11 protein-coding genes and 1 riboswitch are annotated in these 17,055 nt (G+C 57.5%); of the genes, 5 read left to right on the plus strand and 6 right to left on the minus strand.

The features are described 5' to 3' along the window. Positions 1–2: 2 nt before the first annotated feature. From LJD29_RS19490 to LJD29_RS19505, 4 genes are all read right to left on the minus strand, one after another. Positions 3–2,891, minus strand: coding sequence for a glycoside hydrolase family 38 N-terminal domain-containing protein (locus LJD29_RS19490; protein ID WP_446743242.1), 2,889 nt, complete (start codon positions 2,889–2,891; stop codon positions 3–5). Positions 2,892–3,052: 161 nt separating this feature from the next. Further along, complete coding sequence (locus tag LJD29_RS19495; RefSeq protein ID WP_446743243.1) at positions 3,053–4,150, minus strand: mannonate dehydratase; 1,098 nt, start codon at positions 4,148–4,150, stop codon at positions 3,053–3,055. A gap of 68 nt (positions 4,151–4,218) precedes the next feature. Then, positions 4,219–5,040 (minus strand): SDR family NAD(P)-dependent oxidoreductase, encoded by an 822-nt coding sequence (locus LJD29_RS19500; protein WP_446743244.1) that lies wholly within the window; start codon positions 5,038–5,040, stop codon positions 4,219–4,221. 177 nt (positions 5,041–5,217) lie between these two features. Then, the gene (locus LJD29_RS19505) at positions 5,218–5,382 is read right to left on the minus strand and encodes a hypothetical protein (protein ID WP_446743245.1); all 165 of its coding nucleotides are present in this window, start codon (positions 5,380–5,382) and stop codon (positions 5,218–5,220) included. Positions 5,383–5,507: 125 nt separating this feature from the next. After that, a riboswitch (cobalamin riboswitch) is annotated at positions 5,508–5,692 on the plus strand. A gap of 96 nt (positions 5,693–5,788) precedes the next feature. Here LJD29_RS19505 and LJD29_RS19510 point away from each other — a divergent pair. Both LJD29_RS19510 and LJD29_RS19515 read left to right on the plus strand, forming a co-directional pair. Continuing rightward, on the plus strand, positions 5,789–8,647 hold the full coding sequence (locus LJD29_RS19510; RefSeq protein WP_446743246.1) for a ribonucleoside-diphosphate reductase subunit alpha: 2,859 nt from the start codon (positions 5,789–5,791) through the stop codon (positions 8,645–8,647). Positions 8,648–8,669: 22 nt separating this feature from the next. Further along, entirely contained in the window at positions 8,670–9,800 is a 1,131-nt protein-coding gene (locus LJD29_RS19515; RefSeq protein WP_446743247.1) for a ribonucleotide-diphosphate reductase subunit beta, read from the plus strand. 51 nt (positions 9,801–9,851) lie between these two features. On the opposite strand, the gene LJD29_RS19520 is transcribed toward LJD29_RS19515, so the two are convergent. After that, positions 9,852–11,963 carry a glutaminase family protein gene (locus tag LJD29_RS19520; RefSeq protein WP_446743248.1) on the minus strand — a complete coding sequence of 704 codons (2,112 nt, stop codon included), beginning with the start codon at positions 11,961–11,963 and terminating at the stop codon, positions 9,852–9,854. Between the two features lie 2 nt (positions 11,964–11,965). Further along, positions 11,966–13,069, minus strand: a complete 1,104-nt coding sequence (locus LJD29_RS19525; RefSeq protein ID WP_446743249.1) for a glycoside hydrolase family 43 protein — start codon at positions 13,067–13,069, stop codon at positions 11,966–11,968. A gap of 155 nt (positions 13,070–13,224) precedes the next feature. Between LJD29_RS19525 and LJD29_RS19530 the strand changes: the two genes are divergently transcribed. From LJD29_RS19530 to LJD29_RS19540, 3 genes are read left to right on the plus strand one after another with little or no spacing between them, the layout of a single operon-like run. Beyond that, positions 13,225–14,211: a substrate-binding domain-containing protein gene (locus LJD29_RS19530; RefSeq protein WP_446743250.1), complete on the plus strand. Its 987-nt coding sequence runs from the start codon at positions 13,225–13,227 to the stop codon at positions 14,209–14,211. Continuing rightward, on the plus strand, positions 14,208–16,361 hold the full coding sequence (locus tag LJD29_RS19535; protein WP_446743251.1) for a histidine kinase: 2,154 nt from the start codon (positions 14,208–14,210) through the stop codon (positions 16,359–16,361). Before LJD29_RS19530 ends, LJD29_RS19535 begins: the two co-directional genes overlap by 4 nt. Continuing rightward, positions 16,336–16,953: a response regulator gene (locus tag LJD29_RS19540; protein WP_446743252.1), complete on the plus strand. Its 618-nt coding sequence runs from the start codon at positions 16,336–16,338 to the stop codon at positions 16,951–16,953. Before LJD29_RS19535 ends, LJD29_RS19540 begins: the two co-directional genes overlap by 26 nt. The last annotated feature ends 102 nt before the right edge of the window (positions 16,954–17,055 follow it).

Consider the following 17,055-nt stretch of genomic DNA (forward strand, 5'->3'; position numbering starts at 1 on the left):
GTTCAAACCCGATCTACACGAAGCGTGATCAGCTCCCACCCTGCGACAGGTATGTTTGCGGGTGCTGGCTCAAGCTGTTCTTCAGCGAGATTGCTGTACCAGGCTTTGCCGGCCATTCTAGGGGCCCAGTTCAGATGCGCCTCGCGTGATTTGCCGGACGCTCCGAAGAGTCGAACGATCCACGCCTTGCCATCGTCGCTGGGCTTCAGCGTGAAGGCCAGAACATCCTCGGGCTCGACGCGAAGCAGCGAATGCGAAAGAGCTTTCTCGTGTGACGCATCTGTAATCTCCAAGGGTTCAGATAATCCGACCGCGAACCGGCTGGCCGCTGCAGCGTCTACCGGCCCATGCGGGCGCAACGCATATCGAAATTCAACCGGACCCTCCTGGTACGCAAGGTAGTTCGTTCCCCAGTGGTTATTCATGACCCACGAATAAAAGGTTTGCGTTTTTTCGATGTGCTTCCGCCATACGTCTGGAGTCTTCTGCGAGCCCAGCATGGTCGCGCTGATGTAACCCACTTCCACGAGCGGCGCATCGAGCGTAGCCCAGGTCAGTCCGGTGTTATCGTTCGAGATGTCGATCCACCGCCCTACCGGAATCCAGTTCTTGCAGGAGCCGGGGAGTTGATCGATCTCCGGCTCCATGTTGCCGAGCGCGATGTCCATAGACATCCTGCCATTGGGAATCGCGAACGGAAACGCGAACTGCACGCTCTCCTTTGAACCGCGTTGCGCGAAATCATCGCCAGGTCCACCAACGCCCGGGTGAGGATTGAGGGGAGCACGCTGCTTATCGACGAGGTTCGACAGCTCCAGATAATCCGCACCTGCCGCGAGCCGCAATCTCCTCATGAGGCTGTTGCAACCGGGCGCCGGAGATTTAATCTTTACCGTGATCAGCAGAGGTCCTTGTTCTTCTACCGTGATCTTCGCAGGACCGCTACGTTGCAGATGGTTGATATCCTTGCCGGCGAGAAAGAGATATTCATTCACGCTGCCGCCTTGCGAGGTATCGACAAGGTTCTGCGGATCACCGTGCCGATGCAGCGCGGTAATATTCCCGGTCGAAGGATCGATCTTCGCTTGAATGATCCCATTGCCCAACACGCCGTCGTTGAATGAAACCGGCGATCCTTCGTCATGCGCCTTCTGAGAAGAGACGTTATAAGTCGCGACACCGAATGCGGGCACCTTTGAAACTCGAACTGCTAACTCTCCTGTTGAGAGTCGCTGCGATGGAACAGGTTTCCCCGCATTGTCTGTCACGTGATCGCCTGCTGAGGATAGCTGCTTCGATAGATAGACGATTTCGCTTCGATCCCACGAGGTTGGGTTATGTATCTCGATCCGTCCTGATGACTGGGAGGTAGCGCCCAGGGCCGATTGCAAGAGCTCTTCGGATGCGTGATCCGCGTCGACAGCAAAAGCCCGCTTCACTTCCCATTGCTTCTTTGTGAAGGGATTCTCCGAATCGGAGACACTGCACCATGCTCCCCAGGTATGTTCCGAGTAGAGCAGTACATCTCGCCATGCCGCATCGTAAGAAGCAGGCGCATATGTGCCTGCTGATCGCATCGCCGTCAACGCTGCCGCTTCGCTCAGCCGGTCGGCGGCATTGCGGTTCATTCTGGTTTCAAGCGCCGACGAACCTGCGCCATCTTCCCAGTACGGGGTGAGGTCACCCCGGTATTGCGGCAACTGGTTGCCATAACGCGCTTCGAATGCCGAGAACGCTGTTGATGTTGATGCGATGTGGAAGCGCGGCCATTCGTATTTTTCGTTCCATGAGCGGAGGAATTCGCTGAGCTCAGGATCGGGCTCCGCATTGTCACCGTGTCCTGACCAGCGGATGTACGAGATGTCGTACGGGTAATGCACTTCATCCATGCGATCCTGGTATTTCGAAACAAAGTCCGCTCCCAGCTTCATCACGTGCGACATGGCATAGCCGGTCCAGGGAACCCAGAAAAGTATCTTGTCCTTTCCGGATGGTCCCACCCAATAGAACGGCTTGTCCTGCCAGGCCACCATGAAGGTGCCGATCCGATCGAAGTAATTTGGCGCCGCGGAGAAGTAGCGGATACCGGCCTGCGACATAGCCGGCACCGTACCCCATGAAAAACCTGGCACATCGCTCATCATGGCCGAATCGATCTTGACCCCGCATTGCTTCCCAAGCCTGGTGCCATAGCGAAAGAGCTGCAATAGTTCTTCAGGCCTGCACAGGCCGGTCAGTTCATTCGCGTAGGATCCGTTCAGGCCGATCCAGCCGTTGCGTACAGCTTCGAGGAATGCAGCCTTTTCGCTCTGCGGCCGGCGCTGCATAAACAGATCAGCACCCCACAGTACTTCGAGGTTCCATACGAACCGCGAGCCCTCGGGATAGTCTGCAGTTTTGCGTGCAAGCTCGATGCCGCGGGTGATGTTCTGCATCTGCTTCTCTTCCACGTCGGCCTGCAGGTCGGTATACCCGAGGTCATGGTGAGAGTGCGGCAGGACGTAGATCAACATCTGCAGCACCTGTCGAAGCTCCACATTCTCCGATTGCGTCGATCCGTTAACCTCAACAGATATCGCAGCCGTCTGGGTGCTCTGCACAGGATCGATGTAAACCTCAAAACTACTCGCAGCCGAGGGTACCGGGCGACGGTCGATTTCTTCCCCGTTCATCCGGGTAATGACGCTGCCGTTTGGGCTCTTTGTTTGAAGATTGATCTGAATCGGCTGCACCAATTTGCCGTTCTTCCTGGCCAGGGCGCGTATGGGAACGGCCAGAGTGCTTTTTGGCTTGTCCTCTGTTTCAGCTTCCGCCGCACCCCACGATGCAGTTGGGCGGAATGCACCACCGGCAGCAAGCGTCAGTCCCTTAAGGACATCTCTTCTCTTCAACAGACCACCTCTAATGGGCGCATATACCCTGTTAACTTTGATCAATTACCGTTACAAAACGAATCTGCCGCGGCAGGTATCGATGGGTGAGCTTCATCTTCTCCATCACATCGCCGGTGAAACATATGAGGCGGCAAACAACTCGTCGTCCGATGAACTCTTCATACTTGCTTCGTCCCCTGCTTCGGCCTTTTGGGGAGCGTTGCCAGCACTCCCTGGATAAATCCAATCGTGTGCGCCATGCCGGAATGCCATGGTGCAGCACAGGTCATCTGCGGCGTGTGATCGGGAATGACGACCCCTTCAAAGCTGTTTGCGTGTAGAAGACCGAGAACCCTCACCATATCGACATCTCCTTCGTCGATGAAGGTTTCGCGATATTCAGGTACTTTACCCGTAATATTCCGGAGATGTACGTAGGCAATCTTTCCCTGTCTGCTGTAACGGTCCACGGCATCGTAAACACTTCCTTCACGCATCTCCGAGATCGTTCCAACGCAGAATTCAAGAGCGTTGCTGGTGCTGGGTACGACATCGATAAGCCTTTGATACATGTCTGGCTGATACACGAGCCGAGGCTGCCGGCGCATGGACGGCATGGGAGGGTCGTCGGGATGCGCAGCCAGACGGACGCCGGCCTGCTCTGCCACCGGTATGATCCGCTGGAGAAAAAACTCGAGCCGCTTCCACAATTCGTCATACGAGGCGCTCGGTGTCTGTCCCGTGGCATGCGGATCGTAGATCATGTTCCAGACAGTGCCATTTGCTAGAGGCTCATCGAGGGGACCATCGCTGCCCACGGTAACAGCACCTCCACGCCCCCATGGGCCGGAGACGCGTCCGCATACTCCCGCGATGCTGAAGTTATAGCCGAGGGTAGGAATGCCTGCTTCTCCCATGTTGCGAACGATTGCCGCTATGCGTTCGATCTGCTCATCGCGGCGAGGACCACCCAGGATAACGTCATACCAGGTGGCCGGATCGAGATTTTCAATCGCTTCGAGAATGAGGCCGGCATCTTCGATCTCACTGCGAATCCTCTTCAGCTCGCGAGCACTCCATATGGCATCATCGGGGTCGCCCGCTACACCCCAGTATCCGTATTTGCCACCTGTCGGCTGGTTGTTGTTGGGGTTTGCATTCCCGCCACGAAAGTAGTCGACCAGGTGAATCACTACATGGGTGCAACCCGCCTGCCTCGCAAAGTCATAGTTTTCGCGAGACAGCATGTGCCGATAGAGGCCGAGACCAATCTTCACGTTTCACTCCAGATCGTTACTTGTCGTCTCCGTGTTCCCGGCCAAGTGGAACAACGCTGACGATGGCGCTATCGATCTTCTTCTGTTGTACCCAGTCCTGAGCCTTGAAGCCCCATGCCTCCGGCCGGAGTTGAGAGACCTCCGTCAACGAGTAAGGTCGTTCCAGTGATAAACGAAGCCCAGTCGCTCGCCAGGAAAACAATCGCGTTGGCAACTTCTTCCGGCGTGCCGATTCTGCCAAGCGGATGCATCCGGCGACAGGTGTCGAAGAGTGCCTCCGCAGCGCCGGATTGCTCAGCAGACCAGCGCATCATCGGTGTGTCGATCGTTCCCGGGCATACGCAGTTTGCGCGTACATTCTGCAGCGCATAGTCGAGTGCTATCGATCGCGTGATGCCGAGCAGGGCATGTTTCGCGGCGACATATGCCGCGGACTTCACCACGGCGCTCATGCTCTGCACCGATCCCACGATCACAATCGAACCACCGCCTGATGCAAGCATCGCGGGGATACCGAAACGGGTGACATGGAAGCAGCCCTTTACATGCACGCCAAATATCTCGTCCCAGATCTGAGAACTTGTGTGGGAGATATCGCCATAGCGCTGGATGCCCGCGTTGCTGACGATTACATGCAACGATCCAAACTTTTCTATGGTTCTGTCGATTGCCTCTCGTACGCTGTCTTCATTTGCGATATCGCAGACGATAGCGCATGCTTTGTATCCCTCGGCATCAAGCTCTGCTACAAAGGCCTTCAACGCGTCGCCATTACGGTCGAGGATCGCAACGGATGCTCCCAGTTCGCACAATTTGCGCGCAGTGGCCGCTCCTATCCCCATCGCTCCGCCTGTTACGACTGCAGTCTTTCCATCAAATCGAATTGCCATAGCCTCCCTGTTCGCAGCGACAACCGCGTGAACCGTTAAACGCCAGGTTCGTAGTCGAGTCCTTCAGCAAATACGGTGAAGCAGAGAGCGCAATGAGGAGTTTCATGTCGTCTCAAACTTGCATATGTTTACGAGTGACCGATTATACCTATGCGGTGACCTTGGTAGCCATGGCCCTCACCGCTCTGCTGGAGCAACAATGCTGTCGCCGAGCACGATCACGGCGGGAATCTCATCATCTGAGATTGGAAAGCCGAACACGCGATTTCCATCCAGTGTCGAAGGACGAATGTTCTTCTCAATGGCGTCAGCTTGCGTAGCCTTGATCACTGTAACGATCACGCGACCAGAGATAGAAGACAGACAACCAGGCAGGCACGGCAAGAAGTCGCGATAGTCACCGAAGCATTTGCGTCCGCAAGATATCCACAATCTCTAGACGTTGCGAACTTCCCTACCTCAAGATATAGTCACTTTATTCCTATGGTTCTTCTCTCACGGGAGGATGAAAAGGGAATCCGGTGAGAATCCGGAACTGCCCCGCAGCGGTAAACAGGGACGAACGCCAATCGACACTGGGCACAGCCTGGGAAGTCCGGCAAGTAGATTTGAACCTGTAAGTCCGAAGACCTGCCATGGAAACATTCGCTGACGCCTCCGAGGGGAGGCGAGGTGGCAGGGGCTTGTCGTCGTCAGGCACGCATCTGTTTCCCCGCATCGCTTTCTGAGGCCAAAGGAGATTCTTCTGATGGCCACACAGACCCAGAACTTTAACACCGTTACGCCGGTTGCTCCCACAACCGGAGGCTTTGCAAACGAAACCTCCCAGCAGAAGCAATCCGTTGGACTGCAGGTGATTCGCAGGAACGGATCCTTCTCCCCCTTCGACTCCAAAAAGATATCCGTGGCGATTACAAAAGCATTCGTCGCCGTGGAAGGCACAGAGGCAGTTGCATCGCAACGGATTCGCGAAGCGGTCGATTCCCTGACCCGCCAGATTGTCGAGACGCTGGGACGACGCAGTGCCCCGGGGCGTCCGATCCATATCGAAGATATCCAGGACCAGGTCGAACTCGCCCTGATGCGGAATGGCGAGCACAAGATCGCCCGCGCATATGTCCTCTACCGTGAAGAACGCACCCAGGAACGCCGTAAGCGCGAAGAACAGATCGCGAGCCCGTCAAAGCCTGCCCTGAAGGTTCGCCTAAAGAATGGCGAGACCGAGCCGCTTGATGAAGCTCGTCTGCTCCAGGATGTTGCCTCCGCCTGTGCGGGACTCGATGGCGTGAGCACCGATGCCGTCATGGCCCAGGTCCATCGCAACCTGTACGACGGCATTTTGCTGCACGAACTCGGTCTTGCCCAGACCATGGCCGCACGTGCACTTGTCGAGCAGGAACCGAACTACGCTTATGTAAGTGCGCGGCTGCTGCTCAACATTCTGCGTGAGGAAGCACTTGCTTTCGTACTGCCCGAGGCCGCTTCCGGCACGCAGGGACACAGCGAATTACAGTATGCGGAATACTTCCCCGCCTTTGTGCGTCGAGGCATCGAGCTGCAGATGCTCGACCGCGAGCTCGGCAACTTCGACGTGTTACGTCTGGCTGCAGCGCTCAAACCCGAGCGCGATCTCAACTTCCAGTTCCTGGGCCTGCAGACGCTCTACGATCGATACTTCCTGCATAGCGAGGGGACGCGGTTCGAACTACCCCAGGCCTTCTTCATGCGCGTTGCCATGGGACTGGCAGTGCGTGAAATCGACCGTGATGCGCGCGCCATCGAATTCTACGAGTTGCTTTCATCCTTCGACTTCATGTGCTCGACGCCGACGCTATTCAACTCCGGCACGTTGCGTCCCCAGCTGTCTTCCTGTTTTCTGACAACTATCGGCGATGATCTCGATGGCATCTTCAAGGCGATCAAAGACAACGCGCTGCTTTCGAAGTACGCTGGCGGCCTCGGCAACGACTGGAGCCCCGTACGCGGCCTCGGTGCGCATATTCGCGGCACGAACGGCCAATCGCAGGGTGTCGTTCCCTTCCTAAAAGTTGCCAACGACACGGCGATCGCGGTCAACCAGGGAGGCAAGCGTAAGGGAGCGGTCTGTGGTTATCTCGAAACCTGGCACATAGACATCGAAGAGTTTCTCGACCTGAGAAAGAACACCGGTGACGATCGCCGCCGCACCCACGACATGAACACGGCGAACTGGGTTCCCGACCTCTTCCTCGAACGAGTGGAAGAAGACGGCGCCTGGACACTGTTCTCTCCCGATGAAACGCCTGACCTCCACGATTTGTATGGAAAGGCCTTCGCAGAGCGCTACACGCATTACGAAGCAAAAGCGCGGCGCGGCGAAATGAGCGTGTCGCGTAGCCTGCGCGCGGTCGATCTCTGGCGCAGGATGCTGACCATGCTCTTCGAGACCGGCCACCCATGGATCACCTTCAAGGATCCCTGCAATCTGCGTTCACCTCAACAGCACGCAGGCGTGGTGCATTCATCGAACCTCTGCACGGAAATCACACTCAACACCAACCAGCGTGAGATCGCCGTCTGCAACCTCGGATCGATTAACCTTGCGAATCATGTCTTCGCAAGCGGCATCGATGAAACGCGCCTAAAGCGCACGATCGACACTGCCATGCGCATGCTCGACAATGTAATCGACATCAACTTCTACACCGTGCCAGAGGCACGCTACTCCAACCTGCGCCATCGGCCCGTGGGTCTCGGCATCATGGGCTACCAGGACGCGCTCTATGCGCTGCGCATTCCCTACGCATCGGAAGAGGCAGCACGCTTTGCCGACGAGAGCATGGAGATCATCAGCTATCACACCATCTCGGCATCAGTGGACCTCGCGGCTGAGCGCGGGCGCTACGCAACCTTCGAAGGTTCGCTCTGGAGCCGGGGTATCCTGCCGATCGATTCCATTGCACTGTTACAGGAGAATCGCAAGCAGGCACTGGAGCTCGACACTGCATCGAAGCTCGATTGGTCACAGCTACGCGAGCGCGTGAAGACTGTTGGCATGCGCAACTCGAACACCATGGCGATTGCGCCCACCGCGACCATTTCAAATATCTGTGGCGTCACGCAATCGATTGAACCGACCTATCAAAACCTGTTCGTGAAATCGAATATGTCGGGCGACTTCACGGTCGCGAATGCAGCCCTGGTGCATGATCTCAAAAAGAGAAACCTATGGGACGACGTGATGGTCAGCGACCTCAAATATTTCGACGGCTCGTTGGGCGCAATCGATCGAGTGCCCGAAGACCTGAAGCAACTCTATGCCACATCCTTCGAAATCGATCCGAAGTGGCTGATTCAGTCAGCGGCTCGTCGTCAGAAATGGATCGACCAGGCGCAGTCGCTCAACCTGTACATCGCGCAACCGAGCGGCAAGAAGCTTGACACGCTCTACCGCGATGCGTGGCACGCAGGATTGAAGACGACATACTACCTCCGCTCGCGGAGCGCGACACACGTAGAGAAATCGACATTGACCCGCACAGACGGCAAGCTGAACGCGGTGTCGCTGCAGGCGTCCATCGGCAAGGCCTGCTCTATCGACGACCCAACCTGCGAAGCCTGCCAGTAGCAGCCGGCGATAAGGAAACCAAATGCTTGACTGGACAGAAACAACTTTAGATATGCCAACGGAACTCGTCCTCACGCCTCCTCCGATAAGGGAGGAGGCGGACAGCACCGGCCTCGGTGAAATCACGCGCGGTGCGGCCCGCGTTCGCGTCGATGACAAGGCCATGATCAACTGCCGTGCCGACGTGAACCAGCTGCTGCCGCTCAAGTACCGCTGGGCATGGGAAAAATATCTCTCCGGCTGTAACAACCATTGGATGCCGACAGAGATCTCCATGCAGGCGGACATCGCGCTCTGGAAGAGCCCCGACGGGCTTACCTTAGACGAACGTCGCGCCATCAAGCGCAACCTCGGCTTTTTCGCAGCATCGGAGTCGCTCGTCGCCAACAACATCGTACTCGCGATCTATCGCCACCTCACCAACCCGGAGTGCAGGCAATACCTGCTGCGCCAGGCATTTGAGGAGGCCGTGCACACGCATACCTTTCAGTACATCGTTGAAAGCCTCGGCCTTGATGAAGGCGAGCTGTTCAATATGTACCGCGAGGTTCCATCGATCACCGAAAAGGCTTCCTGGGCAATCCAGTACACGCAGAACCTCAGCGACCCTGCCTTCGCGACGGGTTCTGTGGCCGCGGACCGCGCTTTCCTCCGCGACCTCATTGCGTTCTACGTTGTGTTTGAAGGCATGTGGTTTTATACCGGCTTCGCGCAGATTCTTTCGCTGGGACGCCGCAACAAGATGGTCGGCATTGCCGAGCAGTACCAGTACATCCTGCGCGACGAGTCGATCCATCTGAACTTCGGCATCGACGTGATCAACCAGATCAAGATCGAGAATCCTCACCTTTGGAACGATAGCTTTCAACAAGAGGTGAGACAGATGCTGCGGACAGCGGCGGAACTAGAAGCCGCTTACGGACGCGACACCATGCCGAATGGTTTCCTCGGGCTGAGCTCAGTCCTCTGCGAGCAGTACATGCACTTCATCGCTAACCGCAGATGCGCACAGGTCGGCCTGGAGCCTGTCTTTCCATCGACGGAAAACCCATTTCCGTGGATGTCCGAGGCGATGGATCTTAAGAAGGAGAAAAACTTCTTCGAGACGCGCGTGATCGAATATCAGAACGGCGGATCGCTCAGCTGGGACTAAAAAAGAGGGACGCGCAATCATCGCGCGTCCCTCTTTTTGTAACAGTCGAGATTACTTACCGATCTCACCGGACTGGTTCGACCACTTCTTCCACATCTCCGGCGAAGCTAGCATCTTAATGTAGACGCCGCCAACCACCGCGCGAGCCTGGAAGCCTACCTGGGCTCCATTCGTCGTCTCAAACCAGTCGCTGAGCGGAACACGCGTCGGCGACTCGGTCATGTATTTGTAGAGCGGATCGACGAGTGCTTCAAAGTCCTTCCGATTACTGGAGAGCGTAGCTGTCCAGGTAATCCAGTCGAGCTTGGTGTAAGTCTTGCGGCTGTCGAGCGGCAGTCCAAATTCACCCTGCTTTTGCAGGTAGAAGCGTATTTCCTGCTGGGGCAGCGATGCCGGGAAGAGATCCAGCCCGAGGATCTTGTCCCATACAAGGTTGTACTTCTGGCTCCATGTGCCCGAACGGTCGAAGGCGAGCTTGGTATGGTCGCCGTCCTGTGCCATGGTCAGCCACTTCTTTGCCATCTGCTGTGCTGCTTCATGATAGCTTGCAGCCTCTTCCTTCTTACCTAGCTGCTTTGCCAGTTCCGCGTAGCTGTCAAGCGCGAGAATCGCCTTGATAGAAAGATTGGCGTTGTGCGCCAGGTGCCCGGCAAAGTCGTCGGTGCTGAGCTGGTTCTCCGGATCGAGCCCCTTGTCTTTCAGATACGCAGCCCAGCGCTCAAGCTGTGGCCAGTACTGCTTAGCGAAGTCAGCATTCCCCTCGACCTTTGCGAGCGCATTAATCATCAGGATCATGTTGCCGCTCTCTTCAACCGGCATCTGGTCCTCTTCCGTGCGTTCGCCGCCACCGTAGACCTGTCCATTGGCCAGCGGATAGGTTCCTAGATCATGCGGAGCGAAGGGCCAGCGCCAGCGCGGCAGAGCCGCATACTCCATCATCGGACGCAGCTGGGCTTCAAGCATTTGCGGATTGAAAAGCAGGAAGAACGGCGAGGTGGGATATGTAATGTCGACGGTATCAATACAGCCATTGCTGAAGTTCTCCTTCGAGAACATCATGGGGCGGCCATCGACATCGGCGACGATCTTGTGCGCAGCCAGCGTCTGCCGGTACGCAAGAACCGCCAGCTCGGCATAGTGGCGCCCGCCCACCGCCTCCAGATCCTTCGTCAATTCTTTGTCGAAAGCTTCACCGCGCTGGCGCAGCGAGGATTCTTCACTCTCCGCTTTCTGCAGCATCTCCGCCATGGTCATGCCGTTGCGGCGCCAGTAAGCGGGCAGTTGGCGCTTGAGGTATTCGATCGACTCGATGTCGTCGTAGGCCAGCATGGCGCGGCGGGTTACAGGCGAGTCGCCCACATTGCCGAGGTCGAATCGGACCGCAAGCAGCGGACGGTCCATGTGCGCGGCGCGCGGCATCGCGAGATCGTCGCTCGTAGCAAAGCTGCCATCCTTAAGGTATTCGTCGCGTGCATGCTCACCGACGGTTGCCGCTGAAGCGCCCGGTTGAGGAGGAACCGCCAGATCGGCCCAGCCCCAGTCAATGCGCAGGTTGTCTCCTGACTTCTGCAGCATCGGCTGCGCATTTGTGCCGATGCGTAGCACCCTCATATCACCAACATGGCTCGTGCCCCACACAACGGACTCCTGTCCGTTGTCGACAGCAAGCTGCGCGCTCGCGTCAAAGTAAAGCTGCACGGCATGGCTGCGGCCATCGGTCGAGCGCACTGTCCAGCTGAGATAAGTCAGCGGGCGCGAGAGCACGTCAAGATCATGGGGCAAGGCTGGCGTAAAGAAGGTCGCGGTAAGGTGAATGCCAGAGCCTTCGAAATCGTAGATGGTGCGGGTCGGCCAGATCGCTCGCGAGGTCTGCTGAATCGTCTCTCCTCTGCCCTCGCCCATGAAGCGCAGATTCTTGCCATCGACGCGAACCCAGCCGTTCAACTGCTGTTCCGATCCAGTCCAGTGAGTGGTGGCCTTTGCGTTCAATGCATCGTCAAAAGACCAGATGCTGAAATAAGGATCATGCGCAACCAGCGGCGTGGCAGGCGTCCGGGCAGTGATCGGCTCCTGCGCATGCAGCGGCGTAGCCCAGGCTGCAAGCCCAAGCAGTGCGGTGGCAACAGGCGCAATCGCGCGAGTAGAACGGGCAGATTCAAACATCTTCAGTGGCTTTCTCCCGAAGGACGGTTAATCGGTGAATTTGCAGGAAGCGGACGGCCAAAGTTCGGCGTGCCGTCTTCATTCCACGTAAAAGGCTGCGCCCGCGGCGACCGGCGATTGCCACAGCCTTCGCCCGGAGCGTCATTCGCATGATACAAAATCCAGTCTTCTTTTCCGTCCGGGGATTTGAAGAAGGAGTTGTGTCCGGTGCCGTAGACATGCGCTTCCGGTGATTGCCAGAATACAGGACGATCCGACTTATGCCACGATGCCGCATCCAGCAGGTTACTCTCTGCCGAAGCCCGCAGCATGCCCAGTGCGTAGGAGTCCGTCCAGCACGCGCTGCCCGAATAGGTCACGAAGACAGAGTCGCCATGCTGCAGCACTTCGGGACCTTCGTTGACATTAACGTGCGGAACAGCGAGCACCTCACCGGGTTTGGCAAGATCGCCAACCTGCTCCCATGGGAACTCCGGCGACGAGATGCGCACTCGCTCGCTGCCCACTGTCCATGGATTACTCAACTCGGCAATGTAAATGTTCTGCTGGCCGTTCTTATCGCCTTCCCATCCAGACCAGAGCATGTAAATGTGCCCTTTGTTCTCGAAAACAGTTGCATCGATGGCCCACCTGTTCGTGCTGTCGGTGATCTGTCCCTTGAACTTCCACTGTCCCTTGGTTGGATCTGCAGATTCGTTCTCCAGCACCCAAAGCCTATGCGTGACATTATCTCCGCCGTCGGCCGCGAAGTAGATGTACCAGTGTCCACGCAGAAAATGCAGCTCGGGCGCCCAAATGTCGCGCGAATACGGCCCCGTGGCTGGCGGGCTCCAGACAATCACATGTTCAGCGGTCGCAAGATCCGCAATACTGCGTGTCTTCCATATCTGTAGATTCCTGCCTGTGGTGGCCATGTAGTAGTAAAAGCCATTGCGAGAAGTGATCCACGGGTCGGGTCCGCCCGGCAGCAAAGGATTTACAAACGCGCGATCGGTTGGCTTGCCTGGCTGCGGGTCCTGTGCTGCGACAGGACTCGTGAAAAGAAGAGACGACAGGACAGCGCCTGCGGCCAGGGCTTTGATTCCTCGGTTAAACCAGTGCATCATGCGCAGAGTTCTTTCAGGTAGCAGATTCGGTGTGGCTTGTGCTCGGCGGAAGCGTGCCCACACGATACCCCAATAAGTCTCACATCGCTGTAACAGAACACGCATGGGCCATGGAGCTTAAAATGGTGTAGTCCATACGGACCAGAAGAGCAGGCATGAAGAAGAAGTATGGTCATCGTGGTGTGAGTCTTTATGCCACCGCGATGCTCCCCCTGGCTGTATTTTTGCAAGGTTGCCGTCAAAGCGAGCCGCCCGTGATCGCCGCCATTCCCCGCACCACCGCCTTCGTGCTGTGGGAGTCGGAGCATGCGGGAACGGAGGCCGCCGCACTTAAGGCCGGATACCGCATCTACTGGAACGCGCCGACACGCGAAGACGATGCCGCCAGGCAGATCGCGCTCATCAATCGTATGATCGACGCCCACACAGACGGCCTGATCATCGCGCCGGACCAGGAACTCGCGCTGATGAGCCCCGTACGCCGGGCTGTGGCAGCGGGCATTCCCACGGTGATCCTCGGATCGCCACTCCCAATCCGTCCGCGAAAGAACCTGCTCTACATACTTAGCGACGAGGAGGAGACCGGCAGGCTGGCCGCGCAGCGTGCAGGGACCGTTCTTCATGGCAAAGGCACGCTGGCCGTGATTGGGATCGATCCCGACATTGAGGGCATCATGCAGCGCACGCGCTCTTTCGAGACACATCTGCATCAGGACTATCCGGAGATTGTGCTCGCGGAAAAGCGCATGGATTCGCTGAACATTGCCCAGGCACAGCTTGCCACCGAAGAGATCCTCGAAGCCCATCCGCATCTTGACGCCCTGATTGCGATGAACGGTGAAGCCACTCGCGGGGCCTACCTCGTTCTCAGCGGCTTGAACCTGCTCGGGAAGGTGAAGCTCATCGGATGCGATCAGGAGCTGATTCCTCCCATTCGAAGCGGTGAAATCGATTCTGTGATTGCCGAGGATACCTACGACATGGGCAAGCGGGCGGTGGAATGGATTGCGCAAAACCGCTCCGGCGGCGCAGCTTCACCAGACAAGCCGGTCTATTTGAAACCGTTGCTGGTCACAAAGGAAAATATGGACTCGCCCGAGGCACGACAGATGCTCACCATGGACTGGGAGCCTCGGCCATGAAATCACGGACGCTTGTGTTGAGCGCGGCTATCTTGGTAGCAGTTGTAGCAGCAGCCTTCCTGCTGCTGCCACGCTTGCATCGCCATGCTTATCACGGCGTCCTTTATCAGGATTCCTTCGCACGAAACAGCACAGAAGAATGGCAGGCCTTCGGCGGTAACTGGGAAGTGATGAATGGAGCCATGCAGAATGACTCCAACGAGCGCGGGGCCAAGTTGATGACCGGCTCGAACGACTGGACTGACTATGTATTTGAAGGCGACGTCCAGTTGCCTGGTCAGGAAGGCGACGCCGGGCTGATCGTCCGCTCCCGGAATGAAGAAGAGGGCGTAGATTCCTATCGCGGATACTATGCGGGCCTGCGCACCCTGGACGGGCTCCTCGTGGTTGGCCGTTCCGATCACGGATGGGTGGAGTATCCTGGCAAGCCAATGCCCGGCGGCGTGCATCCCTTCTCGTGGTATCACCTGCGCGTAGCCGCTATCGGTTGCAGCATCCAGGCAACGGCAACCGAACTGGCAACCGGCGCGACCGAGACGCAGACAATTCATGACGGTCCTTGTTACAAATCCGGCCGTGTTGGCCTGCGCTCTCACTCCTCCGGAGGCATCTGGCGCAATCTGCGTGTCACCGCCATCGCGCCGGGCGCAGCCATGCCTTCGATGGCAGCTACGCCGATGGTCCCTCACGGCGCGCAGACCGAAGTCGGCAATATCGCATTCGAACGTGGGCAGCTCGCCGAATCAGGACGTAATCCTGAAGATCTTGCGCTGCCTCATCCCATCGGCTCGTTGCGTACCTGGGTGCAGACCGGCCGCACCCAGCCCACCGTCCGCGGCGTTGTCGTGCTCACAACCCCGCGCCTCTTCGTGCAGGACACCACCGGTGGAGTCGCCGTCCTGCCAAGAAACACTCCCGATCTCAAGGTCGGCGATGAGGTGGAAGCTAGCGGCGACGTCGAACCGCACAACTTCAGCGCCGTTCTGAAAAACGCCACCGTCCGCCTACTGTGGCCCCGCGCCCCCTTGCCTGCATTGGCCGTTACACCAGACCAGGCAGCAACCGGCGCATACGACGCAACCTACATCGAGCTCGAAGGGCGACTCGAAAGCAAGCACACGGCAACCGATGGCGGGCTCGTCCTGGAGCTTGCCGGGGGCTCGCAATCCTTCCGCGCCATCATGCACACGGGCCGCGAGAGCAGGCTCTTCGAAAGCCTCGCCCTGCATAGCCTGCTGAGGTTGCGCGGAATATGTGTCGTCGATTCCGCTTTCACGGCCAATCAAACACCCTTTGTCCTCCTGATTCCTTCTCGTGAAGATGTGCAGGTACTGGCTGGTCCTCCCTGGTGGAGCGCGCGTCAGCTTGGCATCTTCGGCCTGATTGCCCTGTTGCTCTTTCTCTGCGGATATCTCATTTACCTTCGTGCCAGGCATTGGCGCCTGCAGGCCATCAGCGAAGAGCGGGAGCGGCTGGCCCACGAGATGCACGACACCCTGGCGCAGAGCTTCGCCGGCATCGGTTTTCAGCTGCAGGCCATCCGCAACCGTCTACCTTCCGAAGCGGGTTCAGTCGTGAAGCAGCTTGAGCTTGCCCATCGGCTGGTTCGTCACAGCCATGAAGAGGCGCGGCAAAGCCTCGCCACACTGCGCAGCGACTTCCTTGCTGCGCGCGGCATCCACGGAGCTCTCGAAGACTGCGCGCGGCGCATGGTAGACGGCGGACAGACAACCATCGCCATGCAGGTCAGCGGAGACCTCACAAAAGTGCCGCTGCGGCTGCAGGAAACCTTCTTTCGCATCGGACAGGAAGCCATTGCCAACGCAATCCAGCATGGTTCGCCGCGCAAGGTATCGATTCAGCTCGACTGCAGCCGGCATGAGTTAAGCATGTGCATTCTCGACGACGGTAAAGGATTTGACACCGGACGCGAGAACCATGGATTCGGGCTAGGCGGGATGAACAAACGTGCCATTGCCGTCTCCGCCACATTGAACATTCACAGCGAGCCGGGCGCAGGCACACGCGTCGAGGTAAGGGCCCATTTGCGCCCTTTTCAGGCCTGGTTTGCCGCAGCATGGTTCGCAAAAAATCGCCGTGATGGCGGAAAGCGAGAGTCACAAATTGATCCGTATTCTTATCGTCGATGACCATCCCGTAGTACGCGCGGGACTTACCAGCATGCTCGACACCCAGCCCGGTCTTGAAGTGATCGGCTCCGCATCTACCGGCGTCGAGGCGCTGGAGATCGCTGCGCGACACAAGCCGGATTTAATGTTGCTAGACCTGCGCATGCCCGCCATGAACGGCATCGAAACATTGCAGGAGCTCAAGAAACAGAAACTCCCCACGCGCGTGATCGTACTCACCAATTTTGAAATGGATGAAGACATCTATCGTGCCGTGCAGGCCGGCGCGCACGGCTACCTGCTCAAGAGCACCACGCAGGAGGAGATGATCACCGCCATACAGGCCGTAAATCAAGGAAGGCGGCACATTCCTCCGCGTATCGCAGAGCGGCTCGCCGAACGCATGTCCCGCTCGTCGCTTACCGCCCGGGAGCTTGAGATCCTCGAAATGATGGTGAAGGGGCTCACGAATAAACAGATCGGCAGTGCTTTGCTCATCAGCGAAAACACTGTCCGCAACCACGTCAACAGCATCCTGGAGAAGCTGGAGGTGCAGGACCGCACCGAAGCTGCGACCACGGCCATTCAGCAAGGCATTATTTCCCTCACATGAGGGGTCTGCACGCGTATGGTCCGAATGGACTATTGCATGACAGACCTGTTGACTCATGCGAGTTGTTATAAGAAAAGCCTAGTCTCCGATGCGGTAATAGTT

The organism is Silvibacterium acidisoli (assembly GCA_022870745.1).
In the GTDB taxonomy this organism is placed as follows: Bacteria; Acidobacteriota; Terriglobia; order Terriglobales; family Acidobacteriaceae; genus Silvibacterium.

Coding starts and splice junctions, on each gene's coding strand:
- LJD29_RS19525 (WP_446743249.1), bottom strand. CDS start 13,069: ATGATGCACTGGTTTAACCGAGGAATCAAAGCCCTGGCCGCAGGCGCT.
- LJD29_RS19510 (WP_446743246.1), top strand. CDS start 5,789: ATGGCCACACAGACCCAGAACTTTAACACCGTTACGCCGGTTGCTCCC.
- LJD29_RS19520 (WP_446743248.1), bottom strand. CDS start 11,963: ATGTTTGAATCTGCCCGTTCTACTCGCGCGATTGCGCCTGTTGCCACC.
- LJD29_RS19530 (WP_446743250.1), top strand. CDS start 13,225: ATGAAGAAGAAGTATGGTCATCGTGGTGTGAGTCTTTATGCCACCGCG.
- LJD29_RS19535 (WP_446743251.1), top strand. CDS start 14,208: ATGAAATCACGGACGCTTGTGTTGAGCGCGGCTATCTTGGTAGCAGTT.
- LJD29_RS19500 (WP_446743244.1), bottom strand. CDS start 5,040: ATGGCAATTCGATTTGATGGAAAGACTGCAGTCGTAACAGGCGGAGCG.
- LJD29_RS19515 (WP_446743247.1), top strand. CDS start 8,670: ATGCTTGACTGGACAGAAACAACTTTAGATATGCCAACGGAACTCGTC.